At 67.7% G+C, this 18,650-nt stretch carries 22 protein-coding genes; 10 read left to right on the forward strand and 12 right to left on the reverse strand.

All coding sequences use genetic code 11. The annotated features are described in order from the left end of the window. Positions 1 to 61: 61 nt before the first annotated feature. Complete coding sequence (locus tag LC041_RS07590; RefSeq protein WP_226532493.1) at positions 62 to 664, reverse strand: exonuclease domain-containing protein; 603 nt, start codon at positions 662 to 664, stop codon at positions 62 to 64. A 59-nt stretch (positions 665 to 723) separates the two neighbouring features. On the opposite strand from LC041_RS07590, the gene LC041_RS07595 reads away from it, so the two are divergent. From LC041_RS07595 to ychF, 3 genes are all read left to right on the forward strand, one after another. Continuing rightward, a complete protein-coding gene (locus LC041_RS07595; RefSeq protein WP_226532494.1) occupies positions 724 to 1,464 on the forward strand; it encodes a class I SAM-dependent methyltransferase in 741 nt (246 codons plus the stop codon). 131 nt (positions 1,465 to 1,595) lie between these two features. After that, positions 1,596 to 2,072, forward strand: coding sequence for a hypothetical protein (locus LC041_RS07600; RefSeq protein ID WP_226532495.1), 477 nt, complete (start codon positions 1,596 to 1,598; stop codon positions 2,070 to 2,072). A gap of 82 nt (positions 2,073 to 2,154) precedes the next feature. Further along, entirely contained in the window at positions 2,155 to 3,231 is a 1,077-nt protein-coding gene (gene ychF / locus LC041_RS07605) for a redox-regulated ATPase YchF (RefSeq protein ID WP_226532496.1), read from the forward strand. An 18-nt stretch (positions 3,232 to 3,249) separates the two neighbouring features. On the opposite strand, the gene LC041_RS07610 is transcribed toward ychF, so the two are convergent. Beyond that, positions 3,250 to 3,606 (reverse strand): YciI family protein, encoded by a 357-nt coding sequence (locus tag LC041_RS07610; RefSeq protein ID WP_226532497.1) that lies wholly within the window; start codon positions 3,604 to 3,606, stop codon positions 3,250 to 3,252. Continuing rightward, the gene (locus tag LC041_RS07615) at positions 3,603 to 4,868 is read right to left on the reverse strand and encodes an RNA polymerase sigma factor (RefSeq protein WP_226532498.1); all 1,266 of its coding nucleotides are present in this window, start codon (positions 4,866 to 4,868) and stop codon (positions 3,603 to 3,605) included. Before LC041_RS07615 ends, LC041_RS07610 begins: the two co-directional genes overlap by 4 nt. Before the next feature lie 459 nt (positions 4,869 to 5,327). Here LC041_RS07615 and LC041_RS07620 point away from each other — a divergent pair, with 459 nt between their 5' ends. The 4 genes from LC041_RS07620 (at position 5,328) to LC041_RS07635 (ending at position 8,602) form a co-directional block, all read left to right on the forward strand. Further along, entirely contained in the window at positions 5,328 to 5,630 is a 303-nt protein-coding gene (locus LC041_RS07620; protein WP_226532499.1) for a HigA family addiction module antitoxin, read from the forward strand. Positions 5,631 to 5,646: 16 nt separating this feature from the next. Beyond that, a complete protein-coding gene (locus tag LC041_RS07625) occupies positions 5,647 to 6,219 on the forward strand; it encodes a hypothetical protein (protein ID WP_226532500.1) in 573 nt (190 codons plus the stop codon). Positions 6,220 to 6,231: 12 nt separating this feature from the next. After that, positions 6,232 to 7,893, forward strand: a complete 1,662-nt coding sequence (locus tag LC041_RS07630) for an ABC-F family ATP-binding cassette domain-containing protein (RefSeq protein ID WP_226532501.1) — start codon at positions 6,232 to 6,234, stop codon at positions 7,891 to 7,893. Between the two features lie 133 nt (positions 7,894 to 8,026). After that, positions 8,027 to 8,602: an alpha/beta fold hydrolase gene (locus LC041_RS07635; RefSeq protein ID WP_226532502.1), complete on the forward strand. Its 576-nt coding sequence runs from the start codon at positions 8,027 to 8,029 to the stop codon at positions 8,600 to 8,602. Positions 8,603 to 8,616: 14 nt separating this feature from the next. Here LC041_RS07635 and LC041_RS07640 read toward each other — a convergent pair whose 3' ends face one another. The 3 genes from LC041_RS07640 to LC041_RS07650 all read right to left on the reverse strand — a co-directional run bounded on the left by LC041_RS07640 (position 8,617) and on the right by LC041_RS07650 (position 9,985). Next, positions 8,617 to 8,982, reverse strand: a complete 366-nt coding sequence (locus LC041_RS07640) for a helix-turn-helix domain-containing protein (protein WP_226532503.1) — start codon at positions 8,980 to 8,982, stop codon at positions 8,617 to 8,619. A gap of 86 nt (positions 8,983 to 9,068) precedes the next feature. Beyond that, on the reverse strand, positions 9,069 to 9,368 hold the full coding sequence (locus LC041_RS07645; RefSeq protein WP_226532504.1) for a Fe-S cluster assembly protein HesB: 300 nt from the start codon (positions 9,366 to 9,368) through the stop codon (positions 9,069 to 9,071). Positions 9,369 to 9,475: 107 nt separating this feature from the next. Further along, the gene (locus tag LC041_RS07650; protein WP_226532505.1) at positions 9,476 to 9,985 is read right to left on the reverse strand and encodes a GNAT family N-acetyltransferase; all 510 of its coding nucleotides are present in this window, start codon (positions 9,983 to 9,985) and stop codon (positions 9,476 to 9,478) included. 90 nt (positions 9,986 to 10,075) lie between these two features. On the opposite strand from LC041_RS07650, the gene LC041_RS07655 reads away from it, so the two are divergent. Continuing rightward, the gene (locus LC041_RS07655) at positions 10,076 to 10,621 is read left to right on the forward strand and encodes a Dps family protein (protein WP_226532506.1); all 546 of its coding nucleotides are present in this window, start codon (positions 10,076 to 10,078) and stop codon (positions 10,619 to 10,621) included. Here LC041_RS07655 and LC041_RS07660 read toward each other — a convergent pair. After that, entirely contained in the window at positions 10,587 to 11,117 is a 531-nt protein-coding gene (locus LC041_RS07660) for a DUF6328 family protein (protein ID WP_226532507.1), read from the reverse strand. The two genes, LC041_RS07655 and LC041_RS07660, sit on opposite strands and share 35 nt — an antisense overlap. A 33-nt stretch (positions 11,118 to 11,150) precedes the next feature. Further along, positions 11,151 to 11,744: a 1-acyl-sn-glycerol-3-phosphate acyltransferase gene (locus LC041_RS07665; protein ID WP_226532508.1), complete on the reverse strand. Its 594-nt coding sequence runs from the start codon at positions 11,742 to 11,744 to the stop codon at positions 11,151 to 11,153. Positions 11,745 to 11,839: 95 nt separating this feature from the next. Here LC041_RS07665 and LC041_RS07670 point away from each other — a divergent pair, with 95 nt between their 5' ends. After that, entirely contained in the window at positions 11,840 to 11,986 is a 147-nt protein-coding gene (locus LC041_RS07670; RefSeq protein WP_226532509.1) for a hypothetical protein, read from the forward strand. A 34-nt stretch (positions 11,987 to 12,020) separates the two neighbouring features. Here LC041_RS07670 and LC041_RS07675 read toward each other — a convergent pair whose 3' ends face one another. After that, positions 12,021 to 13,499, reverse strand: a complete 1,479-nt coding sequence (locus LC041_RS07675; protein WP_226532510.1) for an MDR family MFS transporter — start codon at positions 13,497 to 13,499, stop codon at positions 12,021 to 12,023. 164 nt (positions 13,500 to 13,663) lie between these two features. Here LC041_RS07675 and LC041_RS07680 point away from each other — a divergent pair, with 164 nt between their 5' ends. Further along, positions 13,664 to 15,718: an ABC transporter ATP-binding protein gene (locus LC041_RS07680; protein WP_226532601.1), complete on the forward strand. Its 2,055-nt coding sequence runs from the start codon at positions 13,664 to 13,666 to the stop codon at positions 15,716 to 15,718. Between the two features lie 15 nt (positions 15,719 to 15,733). Here LC041_RS07680 and LC041_RS07685 read toward each other — a convergent pair whose 3' ends face one another. Genes LC041_RS07685 through LC041_RS07695 form a run of 3 tightly spaced genes read right to left on the reverse strand, consistent with a single transcriptional unit; the run spans position 15,734 to position 18,648 of the window. Then, a complete protein-coding gene (locus LC041_RS07685; RefSeq protein WP_226532511.1) occupies positions 15,734 to 16,507 on the reverse strand; it encodes an SDR family NAD(P)-dependent oxidoreductase in 774 nt (257 codons plus the stop codon). 34 nt (positions 16,508 to 16,541) lie between these two features. Next, the gene (locus LC041_RS07690) at positions 16,542 to 17,489 is read right to left on the reverse strand and encodes a glycosyltransferase family 2 protein (RefSeq protein WP_226532512.1); all 948 of its coding nucleotides are present in this window, start codon (positions 17,487 to 17,489) and stop codon (positions 16,542 to 16,544) included. A gap of 22 nt (positions 17,490 to 17,511) precedes the next feature. After that, positions 17,512 to 18,648, reverse strand: a complete 1,137-nt coding sequence (locus LC041_RS07695; RefSeq protein WP_226532513.1) for a cysteine desulfurase family protein — start codon at positions 18,646 to 18,648, stop codon at positions 17,512 to 17,514. Positions 18,649 to 18,650 lie beyond the last annotated feature (2 nt).

The raw sequence follows: 18,650 nt of genomic DNA on the forward strand, positions 1-18,650 counted from the left end.
TTCATGATGCGCCCGGCGTCCGACATTCCGAGGTCGCCGCGCACAAGAGGCGAGCGGAGGATCAGGCGACCGCGCGCTCCAGAACGGGTGCGACAGGGGCGACCGGTGCGGTCACGCGCAGGCTCAGGGCTTCGGCGAGGGCGAAGACGTCAGCGGCACCCGCTCTGGCTGCCGCATCGATCACGATCTGCGCGCACGCCAGGGCGTCCGCGAGGGCATCGTGGTGCGAGAACTCCGCGTAGCCGGCCGCGGCCGCAGCCACGGGCAGGCGGTAGGACTCGAGTTCGTAGGTCTTGCGAGCGACCTGAAGGCTGCACAGCGAACGATAGGGGGGACAGCTCTGCCCCGTGGCCTCGGAGGCGCGGCGCAGGACATTGAGGTCGAATCCGGCATTGTGGGCGACCAGCACATCGGCGCCGGCGAACGCGCACAGGCGGTCGAACTGATCGACCCAGGTGGCGGCCGACAGCACGTCCTCCGGCTGGATGCCGTGGATACGCACGTTCCATTCCTGGAACTCGTCATGCCCGGGCGGCGGCTGGATCAGCCACCCCGCGCTGGCGACGACCTCGCCCCCGCGCACCCGGACGAGTCCGACGGAACAGGCCGAGGCAGGACTGGAGTTCGCGGTCTCGAAATCGATCGCAGTGAAGTCCAAGGGCACAGGACCACTCTCCCTCCGAGCGCGTCGAGCGGCCCGCAGACTCGCCGTAGGCTGGCGGCATGGCTGAGGAGATGGCGACGTCGTTCGGGGCGCAGGCCGGGGACTACGAGGTCGGAAGGCCCGAGTACCCCTTCGACGCGGTCGCGTGGATGCTGGAGAAGATGCCGGTCGGCTCGCGGCGGATCGCCGATGTCGGCGCGGGCACGGGGAAACTCACCCGGGTCCTGACCGCCGCGCCGGAAGCGGAGGTCGTCGCGATCGATCCGGATCCGCAGATGCTCGCCGCTCTTCGGTCTGCCGTGCCCGGAGTTCCGACGTTCGCGGGCACGGCGGAATGCCTCCCGCTGCCGGACGCCAGCCTCGACGCCGTGGTGCTCGGGCAAGCCTGGCACTGGGTGGATCCGGTCGCCGGCTCTGTCGAGATCGGCCGCGCGGTGCGGAGCGGGGGAGTGCTCGGCCTGATCTGGAACATCCGCGACGAGCGGGTCTCCTGGGTGCATCGTCTCACCGAGATCATGCACGGCAGCAATGCCGAGATCATGATGGCTGGGGGCGGGCCGGAGGTCGCCCCGCCGTTCGGGGCGTTGGAGGAGGAGTCCTGGGAGTGGGTGCGTCCGATCACGCGCGATCATCTGCACCGGATGGCATCGTCGCGCAGCTACGTGATCACCGCCTCCGCCGAGGAGAAGGCGCGGATCCGGCGAGAGATGGACGCACTCTTCGACGAGCTCGGACTCGACGACGAGGGTGTGATCGCCCTGCCCTATGTGACCAGGGCGTTCCGAGCGACTCGGGACTGAGCCGCGGGCTGTGGCCAGAGGGACTCGTGACTCGTGCCCCCTGGCTCTCGCTAGCGGCATCGTCCGTGGCCGCTAGGTCTAGCCGACACCGGGGACTGGTCTGCAGGGCCGAATGAACCTATGGTTGTGCCATGAGCCGTCGGCGCAACATGCTCTGGACGATCCTCGTGGCATCCGTCGCATTGGCGGGTTGTGCGGAAGCCCAGACGCCGCGACCGAGTCCGATGACGACTGCCCCAGCGCAAAGCGCTACGCCCGCAGAGTCCGGTTCCGCGGCGACATGGGACCTGGTCGACCCGGGCAGCGTGACAGCGGAGAGCAGGACACTCGACGTCGCGGTGACCCGACTCGGCTGCGCCAACGGGGAAACCGGCGAGCTGCTCGCGCCCGTCGTGACCTACGAGGCGGGCGAAGTGATCATTCGCATTGATGCCGAGGTGCTCGAGCTGGAGGCTGCCAACTGTCTTGGTAACAACGCGGTGCCGGTCACTGTTGTGCTCAGCGAGGCAGTCGGAGAGCGTGCTCTCGTCGATGGAGGCTGCATCGGTCTGGAGGCCGAAGGCACGGCGCCATGCATGTCGAGTGTGCGCGCCTCGTTCGCCCCGTAGATCTGCGCCTCGCCAGGCGCGTCCTTGACATAGGGTTCTGCGAGCTCGTGCATGTGCGCGCCCCGACTATGCTCGTATAGCCATGCCAAACTTATCCATAGGTATCGTCGGCCTGCCCAACGTCGGCAAGTCCACCCTCTTCAACGCACTCACCAAGAACGACGTGCTCGCGGCGAACTATCCGTTCGCGACGATCGAGCCCAACGTCGGCGTGGTGAACCTGCCCGACCCGCGCCTCGAGAAGCTCGCCGAGATCTTCGGGAGCGAGCGGATCCTCCCGGCGGCGGTCTCGTTCGTCGACATCGCCGGGATCGTGCGCGGCGCGAGCGAGGGTGAGGGACTGGGCAACAAGTTCCTCGCGAACATCCGCGAGGCCGACGCGATCGCTCAGGTCGTCCGCGGCTTCGCCGACGACGACGTCGTGCACGTCGACGGCACGGTGAATCCTGCCTCCGACATGGAGACGATCAACGCCGAGCTCATGCTCGCCGACCTGGAGACCGTCGACAAGGCGATCGCCCGGTACGAGAAGGAAGTTCGTGGCAAGAAGACCGAGCCCGTCGTGCTCGAGACCGCGAAGGCGGCGAAGGATGCGCTCGAGCGGGGTGTGCTGCTGTCGGTCGCCGGCATCGACCTGACGCCGATCCGGGAGCTCGGTCTGCTCACCGCGAAGCCCGTCATCTTCGTCTTCAACGTCGACGAGTCCGTCCTGACGGATGACTCCCGCAAGGCCGAACTCGCCGCTCTCGTCGCTCCCGCCAAGGCGATCTTCCTCGACGCGAAGATCGAGTCCGAGCTCATCGACCTCGATCCCGAGGATGCGGCCGAGCTGCTCGCGTCGACCGGCCAGGACGAGTCGGGTCTGGATCAGCTCGCCCGCATCGGCTTCGACACCCTGGGGCTGCAGACCTACCTCACGGCCGGCCCGAAGGAAGCCCGCGCCTGGACGATCCCCAAGGGGTCGAAGGCGCCGCAGGCAGCCGGTGTCATCCACACCGACTTCGAGAAGGGCTTCATCAAGGCGGAGATCGTCTCGTTCGACGACCTGGTCGAGACGGGCTCCGTCGTCGAAGCTCGCGCCAAGGGCAAAGCTCGCCTCGAGGGCAAGGACTACGTCATGCAGGACGGCGACGTCGTGGAGTTCCGCTTCAACAACTAGCGTCGTTCTTGTTGACGATCACTCCTGATCCCACGGCAGTCTCACCTGCGGCAGGATGTAGATGCGGCCGAGGGTCGCGACCGGATGCTTCGTCATGAACTCGGCGGCTTCGTCGATCGAAGCGGCGGTGATGAGGTCATAGCCGGCGAACCACTCCTTGAACTCGGGGAACGGGCCGTCGGTGATCAAGGCGCGGCCGTCACGGACGACGACGGACTTCGCCTGCTCGGGACCCGCTACAGGTGCCCCCTCGCCCAGACGGCCCGCCGCTTCGCCCTCGGCAGCCCAGCGTTCGAGCATCGCCTGGTCCTCGGATCGGGGCAGATCGGTGCCGGTGGGGTCGGACATGTGGATGACGAGGTACTTGCTGCTCATGCGAGTTCTCCATTCGATGGTACGAGCTGATTTCGTCGGCGGATGAGGTGAGCGGTCTCGGCGGTGTTCCCGACCAGACCGATTGCGCGGTCATAGGCCGCTCGGGCCTCGGCGGAGCGGCCGGTCGCACGCAGCAGCTCCGCACGGGTGGCGTGGAAGGCGTGGTGGCCGTCGAGCGTGTCGGTGAGTCGGTCGATGATCGCGAGAGCGAGGTCGGGTGAGTCGTGTTCGGAGATCGCGATGGCCTTGTTGAGGGTGACGAGTGGACTCGGGTCGATCTCCTCGAGCCGTGAGTAAAGGCTCGCGATCCGCGCCCAGTCGGTGCTACGCGGATGCGGGGCGGTGACGTGGGCGGCATTGATCTCCGCGAGTAGCCGGTATCTGCCGGAGGGCTCGTCAGCCTCTCGTGATCCGAGCAATTGCAGACCCTCGGCGATCAACTCTCGGTCCCAGGACCCACGATCCTGCTCATCGAGCCGCACCAGCTCACCGTCGACCGAGACGCGGGCCTGAGAGCGGGCGTCGGTGAGCAGCATCAACGCGAGCAGACCGACCACCTCGGCATCGTCAGGACGGAGTCCATGTGCGAGCCGGGTGAGTCGGATTCCCTCGGCGGTCAGTTCGCGCCGGATTGCGGGCGTGTCGGGGCCGGAAGCGAGATATCCCTCGTTGAAGACGAGATACAGCACAACGAGGACGGCATCGATGCGCGCGGGGAGGTCCTCCGCCGTGGGGATCGCGAAGGGGACGCCGGCCGCCTTGAGCTTCGCTTTAGCCCGGCTGATCCGCTGACCCATGGTCGTGTCCTGCACAAGGAACGCGTGGGCGATCTCGGCGACGGTGAGCCCGCCGACAATCCTCAAGGTCAGCGCGACGCGCGCGTCGAGCGAGAGGGCCGGATGGCAGCAGATGAACAGCAGCCGAAGCCGATCATCCTCGATGACGCCGGTCGGGGCGGCGGGTTCCGGATCGTGCAGCCGCAGCGACTCCCAGTGCTTCTCGTCTCTGCGCGCCTCACGTCGCAGCCGGTCGATCGCCCTGCGATTCGCTGTTGTGGTCACCCACCCGGCAGGGTTCGGCGGTATGCCGTGTGCTGGCCAATGCTCGACAGCGGTCGCGAACGCCTCCGCGGTCATCTCCTCGGCTAGGTCGAGGTCGCCGAACCGCCGCGTGAGTCCCGCGACGATCCGCGCCCACTCCTCGCGATGCGTGCGGGTGATCACCGACGCGACATCCCGATTGTCGTCCCGGGGTTCCGGCATGGCCATCATCTCCTCGCTACACATGTTCCGAGCGGGCCGTTCAGCTTGCGACAGTCTTCCGGAAAAGCCGTCGGATCGGTGTGCGGTCGGAGGACTTTCGCAGCGGGCCCTCGGCCTTGGCGTCCGCCCTGCGTTCCGCGGCAACGCGACGTCGCTCCGCCTCAACCATGGCCCGTCGGATCTCAGCCTGGTGATGGATGATCGTCAGCATCGGATCGTTGTACATGGAGGAGGCCCTTCCGGATCGGGCCGGAATCGTTGCATCCCGGCTATCAGGACCACGAACGGGCGCAGCTCATTTCGACACCGGCCTGACGGATTGTGCGCGCTTGGCAGCGAACAACCCGCAACCCTGGCACAACTTGGGGGAGTTCCTGTTTAACGTATAGCGTTATTAACGCCTAGCGTTATATGATCCTTGTGTGATCAGGTCGTTCGGGAGCAAGGAGGTGGAGATCGTTGACTACCGTTGACAAGGTTCCCCCGATCCACCCGGGCGAGGTCCTGATGGAGGACTTCATCGATGGCTTCGGGATCACGCAGAACAGGCTTGCCGTATCGATCGGTGTGCCGCCGCGACGGATCAACGAAATCGTGCACGGCAAGCGGGGGATCTCGGCCGATACCGCCCTGCGGCTTGCGCGGTACTTCGGTGTCTCGGCACAGTTCTGGCTCGATTTGCAGACGCGGTATGAACTGGATCTCGCTGAGGACCGTGCCGCTGAGCAGATCGCGGCGATCACGCCACTTCGGGCTGCGTAACTCAACCTGTGCAGTGATGGAGGTCGAGACGTCGGATTCTTATCCCGCACTGCAGGCGGGACATCGCACACTCGTCATCCGCATCTGCCTGGTCATCGTCATCTTCGGGCTCGTGGTGAGTGGGGTCACCGCCTTCCCGCTCCGCGAGGAGTTGTCGCTCGGACGCGACATCCTGAACAACACGGGCCTCAGCGCGACCTTCCCCGACTTCGCCTTCTGGGTGCAGCGGGTAGCGGAAGGGCTCAACGTCAGCGGGAACGACTATCCGTTCCTGGCCTACGGCACGGATTGGCTGGCGTTCGCACACCTGGCCATCGCGATGGCCTTCATCGGTCCGCTCATCGATCCGGTGCGCAACGTCTGGGTGACCGTCTGGGGCCTCACCATGTGCGCGGGCATCGTCCCGCTCGCGGTGATCGCCGGAGCCATCCGCGGTCTGCCGATCGGCTGGCAGCTCATCGACATCTCCTTCGGGGCCGTGGCTGCCGTGCCTCTTACGATCGCACTCGTGCTGACGCGCCGACTCGAGAGATCGAGCGTCGTCACCACTGTCGGAGGAACCGCGTCCGTGCGCCGCCCACACGGGTGACAGGATTGACGGATGACCGCAACACTCGTGGCCCAAGGGCTGGCCGGCGGGTACGGCCACCGCACCCTGTTCGACTCCCTCGACCTGACCGTCACCGCGGGCGATGTCGTGGGCCTCGTCGGGGCCAACGGGGCGGGGAAATCGACGCTCCTGAAGTTGCTGGCCGGCGTCGACGAGCCGCAGGCCGGGACGATTCGGCTCTCGCCGGCGGATGCCGTCGTCGGATGGCTCCCGCAGGAACACGAGCGCGTCGCGGGTGAGAGCGTGGTCGACTACATCGAACGCCGCACCGGGTGTGCGGCGGCGACCAGAGACATGGATGCTGCAGCGGCTGCGCTCGGCGATCCTTCCCTCGCGACCCCCGGGGCAGACCCCGCCGACACCTACTCGGTCGCGCTCGATCGCTGGCTGGCGAGCGGGGCCGCCGACCTGGAGGAGCGGCTTCCGGCGGTGCTCGCCGACCTCGGCCTCGATCTGGGCGAGGATCCTGCCCACACGCTGATGACATCGCTGTCGGGCGGACAAGCGGCGCGCGTCGGTCTGGCTGCGCTGTTGCTGTCGCGCTTCGACATCGCACTGCTGGACGAGCCGACGAACGACCTGGACCTCGACGGGATCGAGCGACTGGAGGCGTTCGTGCGCGGTCTCCGCGGCGGTGTCGTCGTGGTCAGTCACGATCGCGAGTTCCTCGCCCGATGTGTCACCCGCGTCCTGGAGCTCGACCTCGCGCAGGGGAGCAACCGCGTGTACGGCGGCGGCTACGACTCGTACCTGGAAGAGCGGGCGACGATCCGTCGACACCAGCGCGAGAAGTACGACGAGTTCGCGGACAAGAAGGCCGACCTCGTCGCGCGAGCCCGCACGCAGCGGGAATGGTCCAGCCAGGGTGTGCGCAACGCGATGAGGAAGGCACCCGACAACGACAAGATCAAACGCAAGGCGTCGGCGGAGTCGAGTGAGAAGCAGGCGCAGAAGGTGCGTCAGATGGAGAGCAGGATCGCCCGACTCGAAGAGGTCGAGGAACCGCGAAAAGAATGGCAGCTGGAGTTCACCATCGGGTCCGCGCCGCGTTCCAGCTCGGTCGTGTCGACACTGAGCTCGGCCGTGTTCCGGCAGGGTTCCTTCCAGCTCGGCCCGGTGTCGCTCCAGGTGAACGCGGGCGAGCGGATCGGCATCACCGGTCCCAACGGCGCGGGGAAGTCGACGCTGCTGCATGGGCTGCTCGGGCGGCAGCTTCCCGAGGAGGGAACGGCGAGCCTCGGTGCGAGCGTCCAGATCGGCGAGATAGACCAGGCCCGCGCGCAGCTCGTCGGCACGCAGCCGCTCGCCGTCGCCTTCGAGGAACTCGTGCCGGAGATGGCATCGGGGGAGGTGCGCACGCTCCTCGCGAAGTTCGCGCTCAAAGCCGATCACGTGACACGCGCCGTCGATGAGCTGTCGCCCGGGGAACGCACGCGCGCGGGGATGGCACTGCTGCAGGCCCGTGGCATCAACCTGCTCGTGCTCGATGAGCCGACGAACCACCTCGACCTCCCCGCGATCGAGCAACTCGAACAGGCGCTCGAGTCCTTCGAGGGCACTCTGCTGCTCGTCACACATGACCGTCGGATGCTCGAGACCGTAAAGACCGACCGGCACTGGCGGGTGGAGGCGGGGCAGGTGACCGAGGCGTGATCGGCAGCGTCGGCCGGACAGCGCATGCGGCTAGGCTGGAACACGGCGGCTCCGGCCGCGGTCCGGTCGCTGGCGTCCGCCGTGGACGTGCCGCCCGAGTCCTGACACCGACGGCACGAGGAGATTGACGCCGATGACCGACACCCAGATCTTCGAGCCCGACGGCCGCGCGATCCCCTTCGTCGATGAAGGCGACGGTCCTGTCAAGCTCGTGCTGATCCAGGAGCGCGATCTGGCGGCCGACGTCCTCGGCGTCGTGGCGCACTATCTCGCCGAAGAGGCGGGCTTCCACGTAGTGCGCGTCGGTCACCGAGCAGAGGTCAAGGGCGAAGAGGTCTCGCTGGAGGAACGAGTCGAGGACGTTCTCGCCGTGATCGATCAGGTCGGGTTGGGTGACACCTGGATCGGTGGGCACGGCTTCGGCGGCACGGTCGCACGCGCCTTCGCGCTGGCACACGCTGACCGCGTGAACGGTCTCGCACTGCTGGGCGTCGAAGAGAACGACACCCCGCTTGCGCCGGTGATGCCCGTACTGATCATCCAGGGCACCAAGGACCTCGCCAATCGGTTCGTCAACGGCGAGCAGCTGCAGGCCACGGCACCCGAGCGTGCGAGCGTGAAGAGCATCGACGGCGCCGATCACCTGTTCCCGATGACGCACCCGATCGAGACCGCGGTCGTGATCGAGGAGTACCTCGACTGGGATTGAGCCCCTTCAGCCGTTCAGCGTCCCTGTCGCTTCTTGTACGGCTTCGGCTGCCCCTTCACGGCGGGCGCCCGACCTTTTCCCTTCGAGGCCTTGGCTTTGCCTCCGACGGGAGCGGGGGCGCTGCGCACCGGTTCCGGCGCGGCGGCGACCTCGGCCCGCGCCTCCACGAGCAGGAGCTCGCCGACCGCCGTCAACCGTGTGGGGCCGTCGCGATGGACGAGCGGGTGACCGACCTCGGCTTCGAGCTTGTCGATCGAGGAGTACAGAGAGGCGAGCGGGATGCCGAGCCTCTCAGCCGCGCGCGGGAAGTGCAGTTCGTCTGCGAGGACGACGAAGCGACGGAGCAGTGAGATCTTCACGATGGCCTTTCGACTGCTCACGCGGGCGTGCGAGCACGCTCCAGGTTACGCGGTAGAGACAGACGGATGCCGCGACCGAGTCGGCCGCGGCATCCGGAAACCTTCGGTCAGGCGACCTGCGGGGTGACGGCGAACGACACGGAGCCTTCGTCGTCGACACCGGCATCGAGGATCTTGTCATCGAGGGCGGCGACAGCGGACTCGTCGAGGAAGAGCCGGGTGCCGGCGACTTCCACGACCTGGTCCTGCGGCTCCGGGTCGGTGGCGACGAGCACGGCGAGACGTGCGCTGCCCTCAGGGCCCTGAGCCTCGGTCGAATGGATGCGGAGCCCGGCGTCCGGGGCATCCGTCTGACGGCTGACGAGAGTCGTCACGATGGCGGAGGCGTTTTCGGTCAGGGTGAGCACGAGACTCTCCTTCCGGTTGGGGCATGCCGCGGTCGCGACATGTCCTGGCTACGATGCCCGACGGGGGGAATGCGCTCAACCCCCTTGCGCGTCCTCGGAGGAGACTCTTACCCTGCTCGCAGATTCTTGCGAAGGAACACCTGCGCCGTGCCGTCGCCGTCGGGTACGCGCTCGTGCTCTTCATAGCCGCACGACTCGTAGAGGCGGATGTTCGCCTCACTCAAGCTGCCGGTGAACAGTTCCGCCACATCAGCGCCGGACGTCTTCTCGGCGCGCTCGAGCAGGAGCCTGCCGATTCCTTCGCCCTGCACATCCGGTGCGATCGCGATTCTGCCGATCAGCAGCAGCCCATCTCGCTCGACGTAGCGGATGGCGCCGACGAGGCGCCCGCCGATGCGCGCCGTCAGCCCTGACTCAGAGCGCAGCTCCGCTTCCAGCTCCGGGAGAGTCTGCGTCAGGGGCGGCATGTCGAGGCTTCCGTAGATGGCGGCCTCCGAGACGAACGCGGCGCGCTGCACCGTCAGCACCTCACCGGCGTCCTCGTCGCTGATCGGGGAGATGACGATCTCCGATCGCGTTTCTTCCTGGTCTTCGTTCACGATGTCCGCGTCAGTCACGCGTGTCAGATTCCGGGTTGCGACCCCGCAGTGTCAACCCCCTCGCTCCCGTCCGCGTCCGGGACTAGCGTCAGAATCCGGAGGTACATCATGGCGAAGAGCACGACCACCAAGAAGACCGGCGACTCGACGAAGCGCGCGGCGAAGACGACCAGGCAGCAGAACGCGGAGAAGGGCTTCACGGCCTCGAAGACCCTCGCGGACAACCTGCAGGCCGTTCTCGTCGACCTGCTCGATCTCGCGATCCAGGGAAAGCAGGCGCACTGGAACGTCGTGGGGCGCAACTTCCGCGACACGCACCGTCAGCTCGACGAGATCATCGACGATGCGCGCGCATTCAGTGACACGATCGCGGAGCGCATGCGCGCCTTGCATGCCGTTCCTGACGGGCGCAGTGCAACCGTCGCGAAGACCACGTCGCTTCCCGAGTTCCCCGCCGGTGAGGTCTCGACCACGGAGACGATCGACCTCGTCACGGAGCGTCTGGAGGCCGCCGTGGGAACGGCTCGGGACGTGCATGACGCGGTCGACGCGGAGGACCCGACTTCTGCCGACCTCCTGCACGCGATCATCGAACGGCTCGAGCAGTTCGCCTGGATGGTCAGTGCCGAGAACCGGAGTCCCGCGGGGCGCTGAGTGCCGCTGCTCTGCCGCGCACGAGTCGCGGAAGAGCCGCCCACAGCGCCATCACGAGGATGAGCGCTGCGATGAGCGCGATGATGCCGGCGACGCGGTTGACCGTGAAGTCGATGATCAGCGTCGTCACGCCGATGGTCAGCGCGCCGATCACGACGAGGTCGATGCGGACGATCCGCGCCGCGATGCGCACCAGCTCGGGCTTGCGACGCCGACCGAACAGTGCCCGGTGCATCCCCACGGGTGCCAGGGCGAGAATGGTCGCCACCGCCGCGAGAGCGACGAGCACGACGTAGAGATCGCGCTGGAGCGCGTCCATGTCGGTGAAGCGTGGCTGGAAGGCGACCGCAAGGAGGAAGCCGGTGAGGATCTGGGTCCCGGTCTGCATGACGCGAAGCTCTTGGAGAAGCTCTTCCCAGTTGCGATCCGCCCGTTCGTTCGTGGTCTCATCTCGTCCGTCGAGACCGTTCCCACCACCCGAAGGATCTGATGTCATGGTCTCAGTGTGGATTCCCCACTCGCCCACTGTCTAGGCGGCGTCGGGCTCCGTGGTCTCGGCGCCTTCCTCACGCAGTCGCGGTTCGGTGCGACGCTCGGGCCGCGCGCCGGCCTTGTCCGCGTAGAACGCTCGGATCCGATCCATGTCGGCCGCCACATCGCCGGTCAGGTCGATCCTCGGACCGAGTCCGCTCGTCATGGTCGTCCGATCCACGAACCCGAGCGTGACCGGCATGCCTGTCGCGCGGGCGATCCGGTAGAAGCCCGACTTCCAGTACTCGTTGCCGCCCCGGGTGCCGTCGGGTGTCACGACGAGCCCGAAGACCGTACCCGCGTGCACCTGGCCCACGACGTCGTTGACCACCCTCGCGGGGTCGGCGCGGTCGACGGGGATTCCGCCGAGCCCACGCATGATCGGACCGCGCCATCCACGGAAGAGGCTCTTCTTGCCGAGCCAATGCACGTCGATGCCGAGTCGCCAGGCGATCGCCAGCATCAGCACGAAGTCCCAGTTGCTCGTGTGCGGAGCGCCGACCAGAACGGTGGGCCGCGTCGGCGCTGCCTCGCTCACGAGCGTCCATCTGCTGAACGCCCAGAACATGCGGGCGAGGAGTCGTTTGACCATCCCTCAACCGTACGGGAGAACCGCGGTAGATCTGCGGGTATGTCCGGCCGTGCGGATCCGGCGCCACCCCTTCCCGACAGGCGTAGCATCGAGGGATGAAGAACACGCGGCAGGATTCCGTGCAGCAGGAAGAGCCCGCCGGGCTGCAACCGCTCCTGGATTCCCTGAACCTGCTCGAGGGCGAAGCTGCGGGCTACTGCAGCAATGGCGTCTGCCAGTTCCCCGCGCCGAAGAACGAGTAACGGGCAGACGCCATCGCCGGTCGTCTACGGGCGGTCAGTGACCGCCGGGGAGGGCTCCGCCGGCGTCGTCGGAAGGCTTGCGGACGAACGGGCTCAGCGCCACGGCCGCGAGCGAGATGAACGCCGCGATCAGGAAGGCCGTGCGCGCACCAGGAGCACCCGCGACCGCGGTCGTCAGCCCCTCCTGCTCGCCGGCATGCAGGATCGTCGAGTAGGTCACCACCAGCAGCGCCACACCCGTGGCCCCGGCGACCTGCTGCATCGTGTTCAACACCGCGGACCCGTGCGAGTACAGCGAGCGCTGCAGCGAACCCAGTGAGGCGGAGAACAGCGGCGTGAACGACATCGCGAGCCCGACCGACATGGCCGCCTGAACGATGATGAGCGCCCACCAGATGGTGTGCTCGCCGACCGTCGAGTAGAAGAACAGCGACGACGAGACCAGGATCGTGCCGGGGATGAGCAACGGACGAGTGCCGCGCGCGTCGTAGACACGGCCCATGACCGGTCCGAGCAGCCCCATCAACACAGAGCCGGGGAGCAGGATCAGGCCGGACTGAAGCGGGTTGAGCCCGGCGACGTTCTGCAGGTACTGCGGCAGGAGCGTCAGGGTGCCGAACATCGACAGCGCCAGGATCGACATGATGATCACGGACAGCGTGAAGTTGCGCGAGCGGAAGACACGCAGATCGAGCAGCGCATCGTCGATGCGCTGCAGCACGAGCTGACGCCAGACGAACAGTCCCAGCGACAGCGCACCGACGATCAGCGAGATGATGCCGGCGGTCTCGCCCGATCCACCTTCGGCTCCGAACTGGCTGAGTCCGAACACGACTCCGCCGAAGCCGAGCGCTGCGAGGGGGATCGAGAGGATGTCGAGCGGGACGGACCGCGTCTCACCGAGATTCGTCATCCACTTCACGCCCATGAGAAGGGCGATCAGCGCGATCGGGAGGATGATCCCGAAGAGTGCGCGCCAACTGGCGAACTCGAGCACGGCTCCGGCGAGGGTCGGACCGATCGCCGGAGCGAGCGAGATCACGAGGCCGACGCGGCCCATCATGCGACCGCGCGATTGCGGCGGAACGACGTTCATGATCGTCGTCATCAGCAATGGCATCATGATGCCGGTGCCGGCGGCCTGGATCACGCGTCCGACGAGCAGCACGGTGAACCCGGGAGCGACGAGGGCCACGAGGGTGCCGAGCGAGAACGCGGACATGGCGGCGATGAAGACTTGGCGGGTGGTGAACCGCTGCAGGATGAACCCCGTGGTCGGGATCACCACGGCCATCGTGAGCATGAACGCGCTCGTGAGCCATTGGCCGAGTTCGGGTGGGATGCCCAGGTCGGCATTCAGATGGGGGATCGCGATCCCCATCGTGGTCTCGTTGAGGATCGCGACGAAGGCAGCGACGAGCAGCAGCCAGATCACGCGCATATCGGTGCGGGAGATCTCGCCCCCTGCCGCCGCGGGGGGCGTCGGGATGGAGCCGGTATCGACGGCAGACATGGGCGGCCTCCAGGGCGAAGATGAAACGGATATCGCGAGAGTTCGCAAGAGTCAATCAGCGTAACGGCAATCGCCGACATTTCATTCCGAACTCACAGATATCCGTGGAGAACGGGTGAGCGGGCCGTGGTGTCCCCGTGCGTGGGTACGCTGGCGCCATGAGCATGGGCGGCGGCATGGGCGGAGGGCACCGCGGTGGATTCCGCGGAGTCGACGAAGACGCGCAGCGGAGGCTGAACGCCGAGGCGCCCCGGATTCCCGGTCTCGGCGCGCGTGTGGTCTCGCTGTTCAGCGCCTACCGCTGGCGCATCTTCTTCACCGGGATCCTCGTGGTCGTCGGCGCCGCGATCGCCGTCGTCCCGCCGCTGATCGTGCAGCGCATCTTCGACGATGCTCTGTTCCCCGTGGCAGGCGGCGGCCCTCACCTCGAGTTGCTGGCCGTGCTCGTCGCCGCGATGGTCGGCCTGTTCCTGCTCTCCGCGGCGCTCGGTGTCGCGCAGACCTGGCTCACCTCCACGGTCGGCAACAGCGTGACGGGCGACCTGCGCGTGAAGCTGTTCGAGCATCTCCAGGCGATGGAGCTCGGCTTCTTCACCCGCACCAAGACAGGGGTCATCCAGTCCCGACTGCAGAACGATGTCGGCGGCGTCTCGGGCGTGCTGACCAACACCGTCACCAGCATCCTGGGAAACGTCGTGACCGTCATCGCCTCGCTCGTCGCGATGATCCTGATCGATTGGCGCCTGACGATCATCGCGGTCGTCATGATGCCGTTCCTCATCTTCGTCCAGCGACGCGTGGGGCAGGTGCGCGCCCGGATCGCGGGCGAGACACAGGAGTCCCTCTCCGAGCTCACTTCGATCACGCAGGAGACCCTGAGCGTGTCGGGGATGCTGCTGTCGAAGGCGTTCAACCGTCAGCGCACGGAGTCGGAGCGCTATCAGGCGGAGAACCGCAACCAGGTCGTCCTGCAGGTGCGGAGGGCGATGAGCGGGCAGGGCTTCTTCGCGGTCGTCCAGGTGCTCATGGCCAGCGTGCCCGCCGTCATCTATCTCGTCTCGGGATATCTGATCGCCGGTGGCACGGGCGCCATCACCGCAGGAACCGTGGTCGCGTTCACAACGGTGCAGGCGCGGCTGCTCATGCCGTTGATGGGACTGATGCGCGTGTCGCTCGACGTGCAGACCTCGTCGGCGCTGTTCGCCCGCATCTTCGAGTACCTCGACCTGGTGCCCGAGATCCGGGACGCCCCCGACGCGATCACGGTCGACCAGGCTCCGGGCCCGCGCGGACGACTCGAGTTCGTCGACGTCGTCTTCCGCTACCCGGATGCGTCCGCCGATGCCCGCGCGACGCTGGACGGAGTCTCTTTCGTCGCGGAACCGGGACAGCACGTCGCGTTCGTCGGACCGTCCGGCGCGGGAAAGACCACGATCCTCTACCTGGCTCCTCGCCTGTACGAGGCGAAGGGCGGCGCCGTGATGTTCGCCGGTGCCGACGTGCGGGATCTCTCCCAGGCGTCGATCATCGATCACGTGGGCATCGTGTCGCAGGAGACCTATCTCTTCCACGCGACCATCCGCGAGAACCTGCGCTACGCCAAGCCGGACGCGACCGAGGACGAACTGATCGCGGCCTGCACGGCGGCCAACATCCACCACATCATCGCGGGGTTCGAACAGGGCTACGACACCGTCGTGGGCGAGCGCGGGTATCGGCTGTCCGGGGGCGAGAAGCAGCGCATCGCGATCGCCCGTGTGCTGCTCAAGGACCCGCCGGTCCTGCTCCTGGACGAGGCGACCTCCGCGCTCGACACGGTGTCGGAGCGCGTCGTGCAGGAGGCTTTGGACGAAGCGGCGAAGGGGCGGACCACCCTGTCGATCGCGCACCGACTGTCCACCGTGATGGGGGCCGACGTGATCCACGTCCTCGAAGCCGGGCGCATCGTCGAGTCGGGCACCCACGCGGAGCTTCTCTCGTTCGGCGGGCTCTACGCCGAACTCGCGGCGGAACAGGTCGCGGCGTCCCGCGTGCTCGACGCCGAGGCCGCCGTCGACCAGGCCGTGTCCAGCGGAACCTCGGCCCCACTCGCCGATCGTCGCGCGGATCGGGCGCCTGCCGACTCTGCGGGCGCCGACGCGGTCGAGGCGATCACCGCAGGGGTGCCCCTGCTGGGCGAGGCTCGACCCGAAGAGCCGATCTACCCGCCGGAGTCCTGAGACGCCGTGGCGGCCTCAGTGCACCGAGAGGCCTCCGTCGACGAACAGCGAGTGCCCTGTCACGTAGGCGGAGCCCGCGCCCGCGAGGAAGATCGCCGCACCGGCGAAGTCGCTCGGAAGGCCGTTGCGGCCGATCATCGTGCGTGCGGCGAGCTCGGCGATCTTCTCGGGATCCTCCTGCAGACGGGCGTTCAGCGGGGTGAGCACGAACCCGGGCACCAGGGTGTTGCTGGTCACGCCGGTGCCGCCCCATGCCTCCGCCTCCGAACGCATGAGCGACTCGACGGCCCCCTTGGACGCACCATAGATCCCGCTGCCGACGAAGGCGCGGTGAGCCTGTTGGGAGCTGATGTGGATGAGCCTGCCGTAGCCGCGTTCCACCATGCCGCGCGCATACCGCTGACCCAGGAGGAAGGGTGCGAGTGCGTTGACCGTCATCGTCGCATCCCAGTCGTCCTCGGTGATCTCCGCGAACGGAGGGCGGATGTTGATGCCGGCGGAGTTGACGAGGATGTCCGGCTCGCCGAACGGCTCCGTGGCCGCCTCGGCGAGAGCGTGGATGCCCGGGCGGGTGCTGAGATCGCCCACGACTCCGGCGACGCGGCAGCCGTGCGCGCGGAGTTCCTCGACCGTCTCGTCGATGCGCGTCTTGCCACGGGCGACGACCACGGTCGCGGCACCGGCACGGGCCAGGGCGGTGGCGATGCCCCGACCGATGCCGGAGCTGCCGCCCGTCACGACCGCCGTGCGACCGTCGAGGGAGAAGAGGGAGGAGAGGTAGTCGTGCATGTCGCGGGTGCCTGTTCGGTCGGGAAGATGAGCGTCACCACGCGAGCGCGGCGGCGATGGCGGGGTCGGGGGCGGCATCGGCGAACTCGGGGAGTGCCCGGAGCTCCGCAATGAACGCATCGACTTCGACCGTGTAGGTCGGGTCGGGGTGGGTGCGCGCGATCTCGAGCAGGGGCGCGATGTCCATCGCGAGGATCAGGTCGAGGCGAGCGGTGACGGATGCGCGAGCGCCCGCTTCGTGCAGCACACGGATCCCGCCTCGCAAGGCCGCGAGGTAGTCGCGCAGGACGGTCAGCTGCGACTTGCCCTGCGTGATCGAGGTGCCGTCGGCACGGAGGCGCCACCGTACGACGACGTCGGGGATCACGTCGAAAGCGCGCGCCCGGGTGTACATCAGCTGCGCGACCACCTGGTCTTCGTAGGCGACACCTTCGGGGAATCGGAGGCCGCGCCAGAACTCGGTGCGGCTCACCTTGGACCACGCGACGATGTTCGATACCGCCTTCGGGTGCGCGGCGAGGGTCGTGCCGAGTCGCTCCGGCGAGGTCGCGGCCGCCACCCAGGGCTGCACCCGCCCTGCGACGTAGCCGGCCCCCTCCAGGCGGGAGCGCACGTAGGCGCCGGCCACGAAGTCGCTTCCGGTGTGATCGAGCGTCCGGGTCATCCGGGCGAGCGCGTCGGGGAGCAGCTCATCGTCGCCGTCGAGGAATCCGAGGTACCGGGTGTCGATCCGCTCGATTCCGAGGTTGCGCGCGGCCCCGAGGCCGCGGGACGCCGGGTGATGGATCGCCGTGAAGCGTGGGTCGGAGGCCGCGGCCGCATCGAAGATCGCTCCCGTGTCGTCCGTCGACCCGTCATCGATGAGGAGCGCCCGCCACCGGGACTCCGTCTGTCCACGCAAGGAGTCGAGCGCGGCAGGGGCGAAGGCGGCGATATCGCGTCCGGGGACGACCAGCGTCACGATCGGGTCGGAGGCAGTCACCCGCTGAGTCTATGGCCGCGCTTCATCCCCGGGCCGCATGCACGGAGTCTGTGACGAGTTCCGCGAGGTGTTCCGGCGCGCCGTCGGGGAGGACCTCCCTGCCGAAGGTGAATCGGACCGAGGTCTGCGCGACTTCGGCGGGCACGCCGCAGGCGAGGAGGACGTGCGAGGGATCGTCGCTTCCCGCCGCGCACGCCGACCCGCTCGAGGAGATGACGCCTCGGCGTTCCAGCTCGAGGAGCACCGATTCGCCGCTCGTGCCGGCGAAGGTGAAACTCGCCGTGCCGGGCAGACGGTGCGCGGGATCGCCGCTGAGGGCTGCTTCGGGGAGGCGGGAGAGCACTGAGGAGATGAACCGTGCCGTGGTCGCGGCGACGCGGGGCGCCACAACCTCCCGCTCGCTCTCCGCGAGGTCCAGGGCGGTCGCCAGCGCGACGGCTCCGGCGACGTTCTCCGTTCCCGACCGACGCCCGCGTTCCTGACCACCACCGTGCAGCAACGGCTCCAGCGGTATGCGCCCCCGCACGGCCAGCGCACCGATGCCCTTGGGGGCGCCGAGCTTGTGACCGGCGATGGACACGGCGTCGGCGCCGAGATCGCTCAGCGGAAGCCACCCGGCTGATTGCACCGCATCGAGGTGGAGCGGTACGCGAGAAGCCCGGGCTGCGGATGCCAGCGCCGTCGCATCCTGGACCGTGCCCACCTCGTTGTTCGCATGACCGACGGAGACCAGCGCCGTGTCGCTTCTGATCGTCGCCGCGAGCGCCTCCGGTGTGATCCGACCGGCGTCGTCCACCGGCAGGACGGTCACCTCGACCGCGTGGAAGCGCCGAAGATAGTCGGCGGATTCCAGGATCGACTCGTGTTCGATCGGGGAGATCACGAGATGCCGCTTCCCGGTCTCGAGGGCCGCGAGCGTGATGCCCTTCACCGCGAGGTTGTTCGCCTCTGTCCCTCCCGCGGTGAAGACCACATCTCCGGTTCGCACCCCCAGCACCCGCGCGACCCGGGCGCGGGCGTCGTCGAGCGCGCTCGCCGCCGCTTCGCCTGCCGTGTGATGGCTCGAGGGATTGCCGAACACTCCGCTCAGGTACGGGCGCATCGCGTCAAGCACCTCCGGACGCACCGGAGACGTCGCTGCATGGTCGAGGTAGAGCACGG

This window comes from Microbacterium paraoxydans (assembly GCF_020524545.1).
Lineage (GTDB): Bacteria > Actinomycetota > Actinomycetes > Actinomycetales > Microbacteriaceae > Microbacterium > Microbacterium paraoxydans_C.